Source organism: Streptomyces flavidovirens DSM 40150 (assembly GCF_000429085.1).
Classification (GTDB): Bacteria; Actinomycetota; Actinomycetes; order Streptomycetales; family Streptomycetaceae; genus Streptomyces; species Streptomyces flavidovirens.
Genome location: NZ_AUBE01000004.1, coordinates 115,960 through 129,998, shown reverse-complemented (window position 1 = coordinate 129,998; position 14,039 = coordinate 115,960). Strand labels below are relative to the sequence as shown.

The window sequence follows — 14,039 nt, the reverse complement described above, 5'->3', positions numbered from 1 at the left end:
ATGTCCGCCGAGGACCGTCCCGCCGACGGCGGCGGTGGCAGCGGCGGTGGGCGGCTGCTGACCGGTGTCGCGTGGGCGGTGCTGCTGCTCGGGCTGTGGCTGTGGGGCCGCGAGGTGACCGAAGGCCCCGGCGGCAGCTCGGCGCCGACCACCGGAGACGTGGCCGCTGTCGGCCGTCCGCTGGGAGCGCCGCTGCCTCCCGCGCACCCACCCGTCGACGGCGCGACGCCGCACCACCTCGACGTGCGCTCCCTGGGCATCACGGCGCCCGTCGTGCGCCGTGGGCTCGACCGGTGGGGCGCCGTCGATCCGCCGCCGTACCACCAGTCCTCGAAGGTCGGCTGGTACGGGGAAGGGGCCCTGCCGGGTGCTCCGGGAGTCGCCCTGTTCGTCGGCCATGTCGACACCGAGAGCAGACCGGCCGTCTTCTACGGGCTGAGCGCCGCGCGCCCCGGCGAGAAGATCCGGGTGACGGGGGCCGGCGGCGAACGCCTGGAATTCACCATCGACGACATCCAGGTCTTCACGCGTGAACGCTTCGACCCGAGGAAGGTGTACGGCCCCCGCGAAAGCGACCGGGCGGAACTGCGCCTGATCACCTGCGGGGGCACGTACGACAAGAAGGCCCGCACGTACACGGCGAACGTCGTGGTCTCGGCCTACCTGACGGGCACGGGTACGGGTACGGGCAAGGGCTGACCGGACGCCGTTACGCCGTTACGCCGCCACCGGCGCCGCGGCCGGAGCCGTGCGCGCCTCGGCCCGCAGCCCCAGCGCCCCGAAGACCCCCGCGAACACCGCCCACAGCACCGCGTGCGAAGCCAGCGACAGCATGCGGAAGTCCCACAGCAGCGTCGCCGCCACCGGGACCTCGTCCGGGTTGCCCGGCAGTGCGAAGAGCACCGCGAGCGTGGCGACCGCCGTGACGGCCACCGCGACGTGGCGCACCGGAACCGACCGGTCCGCGAGGCGTACGTACACCTGCCAGGCCAGCACCATGCCGAGGACGCCGATCACGACGGCGGCCAGCCACAGCGACTGGCGGTTGGCGACGGTGCCGGAGTCGCCGACACCCGGCGGGTTGGCGGGGTAGCGCAGTCCCGGCAGCAGCGAGACCGCCACGAAGGCGGCCGCGCCGAAGGCCAGGGCGCGGGGCCACGGCCGTTCGCCGAGGCCCGTACGGCGGTGCACCAGGGCGTACGCGAGGGCGAAGAGCACGCCCAGCGCCAGCCCCGCCACGACCGCCGTGACGACCAGGCCGAAGTGCTGGGTGGACCGGGAGAACAGTTCCTCGTGGTGCTGGACGGCCGTGGCGGCGGCCCCGTGCGAGTGATCTTCGGCGGCGGAGCGTGCCTCTTCGAGCCGGATCGCGCGGTCCATCAGGGGCTCTGCGAGGAGCAGGGAGAAGAGACCGGCGGCAAGGCCGGCCACCCCGCCCGCCGCGAGCCCGCGTCCGAGCAGGGGCAGTACAGGTGTTGACATGGTGCGACGGCCCCGATCAGTGGCAGGGGGCACCGAAGAGGTGCCGGCCGTCGTGCGAGAACTCGTGCAGGTAGTCGCCCGTCGCGGAGACGACTGTGCCGTTGTCCATGAAGACCGCGTAGAGCGCGATCACGGCGATGATCGCCGCGGCGGCCATGATCAGCCAGTCGCGGGTGGTGGTCGTGGCGGACTCGACCGCCGCGGTGTCGGTGTGCTGCGCAGTGTGCAGTGACATACCGGTGTGCCTCCTTCTGGGGTTTCCACGCCCCAATGCAGGAGGACGACGGGTCAGTTCCTGACTTCCGTACGGGGGCCTTGGGCTCTCGTACGGTCACAGTGGCGGGACCGTCCCGGCTTCGCACCGGGTTCCTGTCCACCGTCGCCTCGATGTGTGTGGAGTTGTCTTGCGGAGAGTCCCAGCCTGGCTGAGCACTGTCAACAGGCCATCGCCGGTGCGCCCCTTGCTCCGGACCGGTGTGTCAGGATGGTTTCGACCGGATGTGTCCGGGGAGAGGGGCCGGGGGGTCCTCGTGTTCTCAGTTTTTCAGTGCATCGTGAGTACGGCCAAGGGGGAGTGGATGTACGGCAGTTACAGCGGCCGTAGGCGCAAGGGTGTCCGGTTGGCCGCGGTGGGGGCTGTGGGAGCCGCGCTGCTGCTGACGGGCTGCACCTCGTCCGGTGGTGAGGGGGGCGAGGAGACGAACCAGCCGCCGCTGAAGCAGCAGCCGAAGGGCAGCGACCCGTACTGGGTCAATCCGGAGGGCAGCGCCGCCAAGCAGGCCGCGGCGTACGCCAGGGAAGGCGACGAGGAGAAGGCCGCGCTGATCAGGAAGATCGCCGAGCAGCCGGCCGCCGAGTGGATTCTTCCGGAGAACGCCGAGGCGCAGGCCAAGGGGTACACGGAGGCGGCGGAGAAGGCCGACCGTGACGCGCTGCTGGTCCTTTACAACATCCCGCACCGCGACTGCGGGCAGTTCTCGAAGGGCGGCGCGGCCGACGGCAACGCGTACCGTGCGTGGGTCGACGAGATCGCCAAGGGCATCGGCGACCGCCCGGCGACCGTGATCCTGGAGCCGGACGCGTTGCTGCACCTGGTCGACGGGTGCACGCCCGAGGAGTTCCACGAGGAGCGGTACGACCTCCTCAAGGGGGCCATCGAGCGGCTCAAGCAGCAGCCGAAGGCCAAGGTGTACCTGGACGCCGGCAACGCGGGCTGGAAGTCGCCCGATTCGCTGTTCGAGCCGCTTCAGCGGGCGGGGATCGCGAAGGCGGACGGCTTCTCGGTGAACGTCTCCAACTTCCAGACCACCGAGGTCAGCAAGGACTTCGGCAAGAAGCTCTCGGCGAAGGTCGGCAACAAGCCCTTCGTGATCGACACCAGCCGCAACGGCAACGGCCCGTACACCGGGGGCGACCCCGCGGAGAACTGGTGCAACCCGCCGGGCCGCGCGCTCGGTGAGAAGCCGACCACCAAGACCGGTGACGACCTGGTCGACGCGTTCCTGTGGATCAAGCGTCCCGGTGAGTCGGACGGTGACTGCAAGGGCGGCCCGAAGGCGGGCGAGTGGTACGAGGAGTACGCGCTCGAACTGGCCCGCAACGCGAAGTAGCTCTCGCGCCGCAGGACAGGAAGGGAGGGCCGCCCGGCGGGGGCAGCCCTCCCTTACTGTCCAGGGTTTACGGCACCTCGATCCAGACCCCCTCGGACGGCGTGCCCTGATCGTCCGTCACGAACAGCATGTAGTAACCGGACGGGACCAGCGCCCGGTTCTTCGGCACGGTGACCGAGATGCCGTCCTTCGTCTTCTTCATCTCCAGCGCGACCGTGCGCTGGTCGACGTCGGTGACATGAGTGACAGCGCTGGGACGCATCAACTTGGCATCCTTGACGGACGCGGCGTGCGCCGACTTGAAGGTCGCCGTACCCCCGCGTTTGATCGTCTTCGGGCCGCCGGTGAGCTTCGGCCGCGCGTCCCGGAAGAGGTACGGCGGCGTGTAGATCTCGATGCGCTGTTCGAAGACGCCGGGCCGGGTGTTGGCCTTGTCGGAGTACAGCGAGTCGGATCCGAAGATCATGACGCGCCCGTCCGGGAGCAGCAGCGAGCCCGAGTGGTAGTTGCGGCCCACGGCCGGGTCGGCCACCCGGCGGTACGTGCCGGTCTTGGCGTCGTACAGCCGCGCCTGGAGGATGTCCGAGCCGCCGCGCCCGCGGTAGTCGCTGGAGCCGCCGGTGATCAGGACGGTGTCGTCGGGCATGAGGGACGCGCTCGGGTAGCGGGTGCCCTCGTCGAGCGAGTCGCCGTCCTCGAAGCGCGGGTTCGGCTCCTTGAGGTCGACGAGGCGCGACTTCTCGCTGGACTTCTCCGACTCGCCGACCCCGCCGCCGCCGATGACCATGTACTTCTCGTCCTGGGCGGGAGGCAGCCGCACGGTCGCGGAGGTCTCCATCATGTCCGGGTCGCTGAGGCCGGGGATCTTCTTGAACTTGTTGGTCTTCAGGTCCCAGATGCCCGGCTCACGGCCCTCGTCGGCGGGCCCGTACCCGGCGTTGGAGCCGGAGTAGAAGAGCTTGCCGTTGTTCATCAGGAAGATGGCGGGGTACGTCGGGAACTTCCGGATGACCCCGGTGTACTCCCACTTCTTCGTGACGGGGTCGTAAATCTCATCCTTGCCGGGGACGATCTGGCCGATCTCGTCCAGGCCGGACAGCGACAGGACCTTGCCGTCCTCCAGCGTGGTGAGCGTCGGGTACCAGCGGGCCTCGTTCATCGGGTCGACGGTGATGTACTTCTCCGCCACCGGGTCGAACTCGTAGGCGTCCTTGATGCCCTGGAAGTCCTTCTTGTCGAGGGCGAGTTTCTGGGCGATGCCGTACACGTTCCTGGCGTCGGCGCCCGACAGGCCGTGGACCCGGTAGTTGTCCTCGGTGCCGGACTCGTACTTCTTGCCGGACACCTTGGCCTCGACGTAGATCCGGCCGAGCCCCGCCTCGGTGCGCAGGAACCGGCCGGTCTGCTTGTCGAAGATCTTCTTGGCCTTCTCCACCAGGACCGGGTCCTTGGAGACGTACGTCTTGCCGTTCTTCTTGCCCGTGAAGATCGTGCCCGCGGGCAGCGTCTTGGGGGCGTCCGGGTCCTCGTTGTGGACGATCATCAGGCCGCCGGCCTTGGTGACGTCACCTTCGAGCTTCTCGTACCGCTTGGTGCCGCCCGCCACGAGCAGCTTCCCGTCGGGAAGCTGGGTGTGCCCGGCGCAGAACATGTCCTTGGGCGTCGGGATCTTCTTGTACGTGTTGGTCTTCGGGTCCCACAGCACCGACTCGAACTTCTTGGCGTCGAAGTTCTTCTGGTTGTTGCCCGAGCCCGCGATCAGCAGCACCTTGCCGGTGTGCAGCAGCGCGGCGTGGATCGTGTTGATGCGGAACTCGGACGGGACGTCGAGGAAGTCCCAGTGGCCGTTCTCCGCCTTGTACTCGGGCCGGTTGATCTTGTAGTCGTGGTACTGCTCCGAGCCGAAGCGGTAGAGCGCGGGCCCGTTCATCCCCGCCAGAGCGAGCACCACCGCACCCGTTATCGCCAGGCGGCGGGTGCGGCGGCTCGGACGGTAGTTCATTTCTTACGTCCCCCAAGGGCGATCTGCATGGTCTGGTCGGAAGCGGCCCAGGTGGGCTTCGGCTGAGGTGAGTGGGCCTCCGGCGGGGGACCGGCCGGAGGCTCCGACTGGCTCGGCGGCGGCCCGTGCCGGTCCGGATTCTTCTTGTTCTTCTTCGCCTGGCGCATGGACCAGCGCCAGGCGAAGATCGGCGCCGCCGTGATCAGCAGGGCGAGCGTGGCCCAGGTGATCATCGCGGGGTGGTTGTGGCCGAAGAAGAACGAGGAGACGAGGGACCCGCCGAAGACCAGGATGAAGAACAGGTGGATACGGAAGGTGCCGAAGAGGGTGTCCGGGCTGGAGGAGTCGCCCTTGGGCGTCACGACGAAGCCGGACTTGCGGCGCAGTACGGCGTCCATGAGGGAGCGCGCGTAGATCGGCGCCGAGAGGGCGGACATCACCATGCCGGCCAGGCCGCCGGAGCCCTCGGGCTCGTGCGGCGAGACGTTGTGGCGGCGGTTCCAGATGTAGAGGCCGATCTGGAGCGCCGAGGCGTTGCCGTACAGCATCATCCAGATGGCCGGGTCGATCTGCACACCCGAGGCACCCATGCCAAGGAACAGCGCGCAGCTGAGCGCCGCGAGGATCCAGTTCATGGCGGACATCGGATAGAAGATGATCATCATCGTGTAGTTGAAGAGCTTGCCCGCGGGCAGCGAGCCGTAGCCCCTCCAGTACTGCTTGAGGATCGTCTCGTACGTACCGCGCGACCAGCGAAGCTGCTGGGTGAAGAAGTCGGTCCAGGCGGTCGGTCCCTCGCCGACGGCCAGCACGTCGGGCGTGTAGACGGAGCGCCACTTCCTGCCGGTGACCGGGTTCGTGGCGCGGTGGATCTCGAAGCCCGTCGCCATGTCCTCGGTGATCGAGTCGTACAGGCCGCCGATCTGCTTGAGCGCACTGATGCGTACGGCGTTGGACGTGCCGACGAACATCGGAGCGCCGTAGCGGTTGCCCGCGCGCTGGATCAGGGCGTGGAAGAGGAACTGCTGCGACTCGGCGGCCTTGGTGACGAAGGTGTCGTAGTTGCCGTACACCTGCGGCCCGATGACGAAGCCGATGTCGGGGTCGCGGAAGTAGCCGAGCATCCGCTCCAGGTAGTTGGGCAGCGGCACGTGGTCGGTGTCGACGGAGGCGAAGAAGTCGTAGTTGTCGCCGTGCGCGTCGAGCCAGGCGTTGTAGTTGCCGTGCTTGGTCTTGGCGCGGTGCGGGCCCTTGGCCTGGTTCCACTTCGCGACGCCCTTGCGGGAGAAGTGGTGCACGCCGAGGCGCTCGCAGACCTCCCTGACCGCCGGGTCGTTGCCCTCGTCGAGGAGCCATACGTGCATCAGGCCGCGGTGGCGGATCCTGACGGCCGCCTCCAGAGTCTTCGTCACCATCTCCAGCGGCTCCTTGCCGGGCACGAAGGAGGTGAGGAAGGCGACGCGGGTGCCGGTCTCGGGCACGACGGGGACGGGGTCGCGGGCGACCAGGGTCGCGTGCGCGTTCGACAGCACGTTCATCGTGCGGAAGAGCTCGATCAGTCCGATCGAGACCAGCATGACGATGTCGAGGATCAGCAGCGTGTCGTTCTTGAGGTTCGGGTCGCGCTCGGTCCAGTGCTCCGGCTGCATCAGCCAGACGAACAGCCCCAGCGACAGCAGCGGCGCGGCGCACAGCAGCAGGGCGGCGCGGATGCGGTGCGGCTCCTGCGAGAGCAGCGAGCGGTACTGCACGGTGTACGGCTTGGCCGGGTCGGGCTGGGTCAGCGGCCCGGCGAGGCGGCTGTAGTGCTCGTAGTCGTACCTCGGCAGCGGTTTCTTCGCTCGTATGCGCGACCCGCCGGTCCGCAGCTGCGGGGGTACCCGAAGCTGCGCCGTCCGGGAAGGGTCGTTGTTGTGCCGGGCGCCGGTCGGCGTCGACGTCATTGGTCATCCCCCCGCACGCATGCTGGCTGCGTGTGTTCGTCGGTCTCTTCGCCCGGTGCCGGTCCCCCTCGACCATCCCGGACGCACAGGTGTCCTGCTGTCATCCCTTCAGACATGGGACGACAACCTTCCGGTTGCATGATGCCCGCCCCGGGATCTGTTCATGAACGGGGCCCCCGCCCCCTGTGCGCCGTCAGCCCCCCGGCTGTCGGCTGCCCCCAACTCGCCGAAACCGCCTGGCCCATGGGAGCCAATGGCTCCAGGACAGGGTCTATGACCCCCGCCTTGATCGCAAGGGCGAAACAAGGTGTTTACCGGTCATACGCGGGCTTTGAGGACCACCTGCGACATGGGTTCGGTGGGGTTGCCTCACGGGCGCGACAGGGGTGTGAGCTGTCCGGAAATCACCGAAGCCCCCTCACGCTCGGTGAGAGGGCTTCGACGTCGTGTGCGCCGCCAGGGACTCGAACCCCGGACCCGCTGATTAAGAGTCAGCTGCTCTAACCAACTGAGCTAGCGGCGCCTGTCTGACTCCGAGAACTTTACCCGACCGTCGCGGGTGCTCCGGACCGGCCACACCGCGTACTGTCCGTTTGGTTATCATTTGGACCGTCAACATGCGTTATGTCCGGACAGTTGAAACACTGTCACCCGTGCAGACGCGCCAAAAAACCCCACGGGAGTGGAACCGCATGACGATGCCGGTTTTCGAGGAGTACGAGCCCGCGGCCGACTGTGGCTGTCCGGGCTGCGCCCAGGAGCGCCGGGCCGCCGCCCTCGGCCTGTCGGTCGCGGCCGGCGGCCACCCGGCCGCCCACGGGGCCCGCCGCGCGCTGGTGCTCGCCACCGCCGCCGGTGTGGTCCTCGGCGGCGGCGCGGCCGGCGCGGCGGGCGCCGCCGGCCCCGGGCACGCGCCCGCCCGTACGGGAGCCGACCACGACCCGGACACCCCGCAGGGCGGGCCCGGCCCGCTGCACGGCGGGCGGCCGGGCCAGGACGGCCAGACCGCGCACGCGACTCCGACGGCCGCGCGGCCGGCTCTGCGGTTCATCACCAGGGCCGAGATCATCAGCCGGGCCAAGCGCTGGGTGGACGCCAAGGTCCCGTACAGCATGGAGAAGTACTGGAGCGACGGGTACCGGCAGGACTGCTCGGGCTACGTCTCGATGGCCTGGAACCTCGACGGCAACGAATGGACGGGGAGCCTGGCCCAGTTCGGCACGCAGACGCCGAAGGACCAGCTCGAGCCCGGCGACATCCTCCTCTTCCACAATCCGGCCGATCCGAACAAGGGCTCGCACGTCACGATCTTCGGCGGCTGGACCGACTCCGCGCGCACCCACTACATCGCGTACGAGCAGACCCGCCCGCACACCCGCATGCAGGCCACCCCGTACGCCTACTGGAACAACTCCTCGCGCTATGTCGGCTACCGCTACAACGGAATCGCCGACGGCGCGGCCGGCGGCGGTTCCACCACAACGGCCTATCCGGGCGCGAAGTACTTCGGGCCGGGCGCGAACAACAGGTACGTCACCCAGCTCGGCAAGATGCTCGTCGCCCGAGGCGGCAAGCGGTTCTACAGCGTGGGCCCCGGGCCCGCCTGGGGCGAGGCCGACCGGCGCGCCACCGAGGCGTTCCAGCGCGCCCAGGGCTGGCGCGGCGCGGAGGCCGACGGACTGCCGGGGCCGCACACCTGGCGGCTGCTGGTGCAGAACCAGGGCAACGACATCCCGCCGGCGGACAGCGGCGGCAGTGGCAGCGGTACGGGGGCCACGGTCGGCGTCACCGCGTTCCCCGGCCGGCAGTACTTCAGGCCCGGCCAGTCGAACGAGTACGTCGAGAAGCTCGGCAGACAACTGGTGAAGAAGGGCTACGGCAAGCACTACGTGGCGGGGCCGGGACCCCGCTGGACCGAGGCGGACCGGCGCAACGTCGAGGCGTTCCAGCGCGCGCAGGGCTGGCGCGGCGCGGCGGCCGACGGCTACCCAGGCCCGCAGACCTGGCGGCGGCTCTTCGCATGACGGCATGACGGAGGAACGATGAGCACCACGACTTCAGAGACCTCGGAGCCGGACGGCTCCACCGCACCGGCGGCTCCCGGACTGCCGGACACCGAGTCCGCGCCGCGGGCCCCCGTCATCAGGAACGAGTCCACCGTCGAGATCCCGGTGCATCTGCTGTTCCGCGACGACCACGGACCGGGCGCGCTGACGCTGCCGCCGGGCGCCTCGGTGATCAGCCGCAGGAAGGGCACCGGCGAGCAGCCGCGTATCGACGGCCGTGCCGCCGCCCCGCGGCCTGCCCCGGAAGCGCTTGACCCGGCGCCCGCGCGGGTACGGACCGCTCCCCGGCCCGCTGCGCCCGCCGACCCGTGCCTCTCGGAGCGGCCGGGCCCCGCGCTGCCCGGCTGGTGCGGGGTCGTCGTGGGGGCGGGGGCGCTCGTGGCGGGCGCGGCGCTGGTGTGGTGGACGGGGGCGGTGCCCCGGCCAGCCGCCGTACTGCTCGGGCTGCCCCTTCGCCCGTACGACGGAATCCCGCTCGGGACCTGGGCGGTGCTGGCCGTCCTGGTGACGGTCGTGCTGTTCGCCTTCGGCGGTCTGGCCCGGGGGCGGGTCGGATACGCGTGGGTGCTCTCGCTGTTCGGCGACTACCGGGGCACCGTGCGGCGCAGCGGCCTGGTGTGGGTGAGCCCGCTGCTGCTGCGCCGCCGGGTCGACGTACGGCTGCGGCACTGGCGCAGCGAGCCGATGGAGGCTGTGGACGCGAACGGCGTCGCGCTGCGGGTCGTGGTGCTCGTGGTGTGGCGGATCAGGGACACGGCGCGGGCGGTGCTCGCCGTCGAGGACCACGTCCAGTACCTGCGTGAGCAGGTGGAGGCGGCGATGGCGCGGGTGCTGTCACAGTTGCCGGCCGACGCGTTCCACGACACCGCGCCGACGCTGCGCGACGCGGAGGCGGTCGGTGGCGCGCTGACCGGGATGCTGGCGGCGGAGGCGGCGCCGGTGGGTATCGACGTCTTCTCGGCGCAGCCGACGCGGATCGAGTACGCCCCCGAGGTGGCGGCGGCGATGCGGCGCAGGCGGGTCGCGGCGCTCGACGCGCAGCACCGGGACAGTGTGCTGTCGTCGGTGGTGGACGCGGTGGACGACACGGTGACGCGGCTGACCTCGCGCGGGCTCGTCGAGCTGGACGACTACGAGCGCAAGGCGCTCGTGAAGGATCTGACGGTGGCGTTCTACACGGGCCGTGGGGACGGTCGGTGACAGGTCCGCGATTGGTCTGAACACGTCTTTGTTTTCAGACACGTCTTTGATATGGACACAGCCAACTGGCGTTAATACATTGAGACTTGGTCTAGACCGCACAATGCGCGCGCAGCACAGCTCACAGAACTGCCCCCACGTTCAGGAGCGAAGCATGCGAATAAAGACAGGTGCGGCCGTCGTCGGCCTCGCGATAGCCGGGGTGTCCCTTCTGGGCACCGGCAGCGCGAGCAGTCACGGCTACACCGACTCACCCATCAGCCGTCAGAAACTCTGTGCCAACGGCACAGTGACCGGCTGCGGCAACATCCAATGGGAACCGCAGAGCGTCGAAGGGCCGAAGGGATTCCCCACCTCCGGTCCGGCCGACGGCAAGATCTGCGCCGGCGGCAACAGCCAGTTCGCCCAGCTCGACGACCCCCGCGGCGGAGCCTGGCCCGCCACCAAGCTCACCGCGGGCCAGGGCTACGGCTTCCGCTGGCAGTTCACCGCCAGGCACGCGACCAGCGACTTCAGGTACTACATCACCAAGAACGGCTGGGACGCCGGCAAGCCGCTCACCCGCGCGGCCCTGGAATCGCAGCCGTTCCTGACCGTCCCGTACGGCGGCCAGCAACCGCCGTCCACCCTGACCCACCAGGGCACGGTTCCGGCCGCGAAGACCGGGCGGCACATCATCCTGGCGGTCTGGAACGTCGCGGACACGACGAACGCCTTCTACGCCTGCTCCGACGTCCGCTTCTGACGTCTGGTCAGCCAACCTCCGGCGCCACGGGGAGCCGAGCCGCACGTCGCCGTGCTGCCCGGCAACTCGCCGGAATTCCCGCTGTGGCTCAGCGCGGCGGCCCTCGCGGGGGCCGCCGTCGTTGCGGGGACCCGGTGCGGTGGGCGCGGGAGCCCGGCTCGTACGTACCACTGACCGAGGCCGGCCACCCGTGCGACGGCCGCCACGTCCGGCGGCTGGGCGACGGCCGGGGACCAGATGCGCCGCGACGGCTGCTGCTGAGGGTGGTGTGCTCTACCCTCGTGTCGATATGAGCTGTTTCATGCCGGAAGACCCGGCGCTTCCCGCCGCCGCGACCCTGCTGGGTGACGACGCCGGGCCGATGCTCAGGGCAGTCGTGGAGCGAGCCGGGGCTCGGCTGCTGGCGTACCGCCCGGTTCAGGCGAGCTACCGACCGGGCCGGAAGCTGCTCGTCCATTACGAGTGCCGGGTCGACCGCCCGGCCGAGACCGACGCCGACGCCGGGGGCGGACAGCCGGTCACCTGGACGCTGATCGCCAGGACCGTGACGGGGGACGCGCCGCAGGGCACGCTCGTCCTGGAGCGCGGTCCCATCCGGGTGGCGCTCTGGCGCTTCCCGTACGATCCGTTCCTGCCCGGCCTGCCCGCGGCGATGGACCCCGACCGCGTGCGCGAAGTACTGGACGTCTTCGGCGCCGTCGCGGGCAGGCCCGTGCTGGCGATCCGCTCCTACCGGGCGGAACGGCGGGCCGTTGTGGAGGCGCGGGTGGATCGCCAGCGTCTGTTCCTCAAGGTCGTACGTCCGGCCACGGGCGAAGCTCTGCACGCGACCCAGACGGCCTTCGCCGCGCAGTTGCCTGTCCCGCCCGCCCTCGGCTGGTCTCCGGCGCTGGGCATCGTCGCTCTGCCCGCGGCGCCGGGAAGGACGTTGAAGGAACAACTGATGCTCACCGAGGCGCCCTTGCCCCGCCCGGACTCGATCCTGTCCCTCTGCGACCGTGTCGCGCGGGTGCCACTCACCACTCAAGCGATCGGCGCGGCGCAGAGCGTCGAACGCAACGCCCGCACCGTCGCGGCACTGCGTCCCGGACTGACCGGCGCACTGGCTCGTATCGTGGCCGCGGCCCAGACTCTCCCGTCCGAGCCGACCGCGACGGTCCATGGCGACCTGCACCCCGCCCAGCTCCTGACGACCGACGTGGTGACCGGCCTGCTGGATGTCGATCGCGCCGGCCGTGGCGTACAGGCCGACGACTACGCCATGCTGCTGGCTCACCTCGACCAGATCGCCCGCGCCCAGCAGCCATCGGCACGCACCCGCACGGAGGCGTTCGCCGCTCAGTTGCGAGCGCGGTTCGAAACCCGCGTCGACCCCCAGGAACTCGTGCTCCGCACGGCCGTGGTCCTGGTCGGGCTGGCCACCGGCCCCTTCCGTGCACTGGACGCGCAGTGGCCCGAGCTGACCGACCGCCTGGTGCGGCGGGCCGAGTACCTGCTGGCCCCCTGAGCCGAGTTGGCCACCTTGGGCGCAACGGCGCAGACTGGAGTAAACGGCGAGAGGAGAACCATCATGGGACCGCATGGATGGAAGATCGCGGGATCATCAGCGCTCGCCGGAGTCATGCTCGCCATCGCCGTACCGGCTTCCGTGGCCGCCCCCATCGTGCTCAGCGAGGTCCAGCCGACCACGCTGGCCGCGGAGCCTCTGGCGGCCCCCATGGTCGACGGTGACTCAGCGAGCAACTCTGTAAGCAACACCGATTCCGGCAGCCCCACGGGCAGCAACTCGATGAGCGCCTCAGCCAGCGACGCCAACAGCGCCTCCCCGAGCAACTCGGTGAGCATCAGCGAAAGCGACGACGGGGAAGAGGACTGATACCGCAACGGCGTTCGCAAGGGCGGCGTCAGGGCTGTAACAATGACCGTAAAGATGACGTTTGCCGCATAGCTATGTGAAAGCCCCCGCGGGTGAAGGCGATCCGTTCTGGCCGGTCCCGAGGCCCAGAAACGCCAATGGGCGCCCCTCCCGAAGGAAGGGCGCCCAGGTCAGGCGATTGCCTCGCTGTGCGCCGCCAGGGACTCGAACCCCGGACCCGCTGATTAAGAGTCAGCTGCTCTAACCAACTGAGCTAGCGGCGCTTGACTCGTCAATAGTACCTGGTCCGCAGGGGTGCCCCGCACCACGCTCAGTGACCGTCGTCACAAGGCCAGCGAGAGCGCCACCGGCGCGGCCCTGCGGTTCAGGCTGTCCGCCGCCGCGCGCAGGCGGTGGGCGTGTTCCACCGGCAGGGACAGGGCCAGGCAGCCCATCGAGGAGCCGGCCGTGAGCGGCACGGCCGCGCAGACCGTGCCCACCGCGTACTCCTGGAGGTCGAGGACCGGCACCGTGGGCGGCTGGCTGTCCAGTGTGGAGAAGAGGACCCGCTCGTTGGTGATCGTCTTCGAGGTGAGCCGGGCGGTCCTGTGCCGGGACAGGTGGTCGCGGCGGCCGTTCTGGTCGAGCTGGGTGAGCAGGCACTTGCCGATCGCGCTCGCGTGGGCCGCCGACCTGAAGTCCACCCACTCGTTGACCTTGGGTGTACGCGGCCCCTCGGCGACCTGCGTGACCTTGATCTCACCGTCGATGTAACGGCTGAGGTAGATCGCCGCGCCCACCGTGTCGCGGAGCTGGTCGAGGGTCTGCTGCAGCTTGGCCTGGAGTGCCTCGCGCCGGGTGGAGCCCGACCCGAGAAGGACGAGTGAGTCACCGACGACATACGCGCCGTCCGTCACCTGCTCGACGTACCCCTCGCGGCGCAGCATCAGCAGCAGGGAGGCGAGGTGGGCGGTCGGGAGTCCGGTCTCGCGGGCGATCTGCACGTCGGTCACCCCGCTCCCGTGCCTGGAGACCGTCTCCAGCACACGCAGGGCGTACTGCACCGAATGGAACGGTGTGGTCGGCTCCGGCTTCAGCGCCACGGTTTCCCCCTACCAGGTTGTGACCGCTTGCAT

Annotated in this window: 11 protein-coding genes, 2 tRNA genes, 1 pseudogene and 1 riboswitch; of the genes and pseudogenes, 7 read left to right on the top strand and 7 right to left on the bottom strand. The window is 69.7% G+C overall.

Features of this window, described 5'->3' with window-relative positions; all coding sequences use genetic code 11:
- The gene (locus tag G412_RS0107925; protein ID WP_028811618.1) at positions 1–699 is read left to right on the top strand and encodes a class F sortase; all 699 of its coding nucleotides are present in this window, start codon (positions 1–3) and stop codon (positions 697–699) included.
- An 18-nt stretch (positions 700–717) separates the two neighbouring features.
- On the opposite strand, the gene G412_RS0107920 is transcribed toward G412_RS0107925, so the two are convergent.
- Complete coding sequence (locus tag G412_RS0107920) at positions 718–1,482, bottom strand: CbtA family protein (protein WP_028811617.1); 765 nt, start codon at positions 1,480–1,482, stop codon at positions 718–720.
- Between the two features lie 16 nt (positions 1,483–1,498).
- Complete coding sequence (locus G412_RS0107915) at positions 1,499–1,717, bottom strand: CbtB domain-containing protein (protein ID WP_028811616.1); 219 nt, start codon at positions 1,715–1,717, stop codon at positions 1,499–1,501.
- 34 nt (positions 1,718–1,751) lie between these two features.
- A riboswitch (cobalamin riboswitch) is annotated at positions 1,752–1,918 on the bottom strand.
- 142 nt (positions 1,919–2,060) lie between these two features.
- On the opposite strand from G412_RS0107915, the gene G412_RS0107910 reads away from it, so the two are divergent.
- Positions 2,061–3,092: a glycoside hydrolase family 6 protein gene (locus G412_RS0107910; RefSeq protein WP_028811615.1), complete on the top strand. Its 1,032-nt coding sequence runs from the start codon at positions 2,061–2,063 to the stop codon at positions 3,090–3,092.
- A 67-nt stretch (positions 3,093–3,159) separates the two neighbouring features.
- Here the strand turns inward: G412_RS0107910 and glxA are convergent, their stop codons facing one another.
- From glxA to G412_RS0107895, 3 genes are all read right to left on the bottom strand, one after another.
- On the bottom strand, positions 3,160–5,094 hold the full coding sequence (gene glxA, locus G412_RS0107905) for a radical copper oxidase GlxA (RefSeq protein WP_028811614.1): 1,935 nt from the start codon (positions 5,092–5,094) through the stop codon (positions 3,160–3,162).
- Positions 5,091–7,037, bottom strand: coding sequence for a glycosyltransferase family 2 protein (locus G412_RS0107900; RefSeq protein WP_028811613.1), 1,947 nt, complete (start codon positions 7,035–7,037; stop codon positions 5,091–5,093). Before G412_RS0107900 ends, glxA begins: the two co-directional genes overlap by 4 nt.
- A gap of 449 nt (positions 7,038–7,486) precedes the next feature.
- Positions 7,487–7,560, bottom strand: a tRNA-Lys gene (locus G412_RS0107895).
- Between the two features lie 169 nt (positions 7,561–7,729).
- Between G412_RS0107895 and G412_RS0107890 the strand changes: the two genes are divergently transcribed.
- The 5 genes and pseudogenes from G412_RS0107890 (at position 7,730) to G412_RS0107870 (ending at position 12,924) form a co-directional block, all read left to right on the top strand.
- The gene (locus G412_RS0107890) at positions 7,730–9,061 is read left to right on the top strand and encodes a peptidoglycan-binding protein (RefSeq protein ID WP_028811612.1); all 1,332 of its coding nucleotides are present in this window, start codon (positions 7,730–7,732) and stop codon (positions 9,059–9,061) included.
- Positions 9,062–9,103: 42 nt separating this feature from the next.
- A pseudogene (locus G412_RS0107885) lies at positions 9,104–10,303 on the top strand (SPFH domain-containing protein); the annotation flags it as partial.
- A gap of 154 nt (positions 10,304–10,457) precedes the next feature.
- Complete coding sequence (locus G412_RS0107880; RefSeq protein ID WP_028811610.1) at positions 10,458–11,048, top strand: lytic polysaccharide monooxygenase auxiliary activity family 9 protein; 591 nt, start codon at positions 10,458–10,460, stop codon at positions 11,046–11,048.
- A 301-nt stretch (positions 11,049–11,349) separates the two neighbouring features.
- A complete protein-coding gene (locus G412_RS0107875; RefSeq protein ID WP_028811609.1) occupies positions 11,350–12,555 on the top strand; it encodes a phosphotransferase in 1,206 nt (401 codons plus the stop codon).
- Between the two features lie 63 nt (positions 12,556–12,618).
- Complete coding sequence (locus G412_RS0107870) at positions 12,619–12,924, top strand: hypothetical protein (protein WP_037648056.1); 306 nt, start codon at positions 12,619–12,621, stop codon at positions 12,922–12,924.
- A 189-nt stretch (positions 12,925–13,113) separates the two neighbouring features.
- Here G412_RS0107870 and G412_RS0107865 read toward each other — a convergent pair.
- Together G412_RS0107865 and G412_RS0107860 are read right to left on the bottom strand one after the other, a co-directional pair.
- Positions 13,114–13,187, bottom strand: a tRNA-Lys gene (locus tag G412_RS0107865).
- A gap of 60 nt (positions 13,188–13,247) precedes the next feature.
- The gene (locus G412_RS0107860) at positions 13,248–14,006 is read right to left on the bottom strand and encodes an IclR family transcriptional regulator (RefSeq protein ID WP_028811607.1); all 759 of its coding nucleotides are present in this window, start codon (positions 14,004–14,006) and stop codon (positions 13,248–13,250) included.
- Between the last annotated feature and the right edge of the window lie 33 nt (positions 14,007–14,039).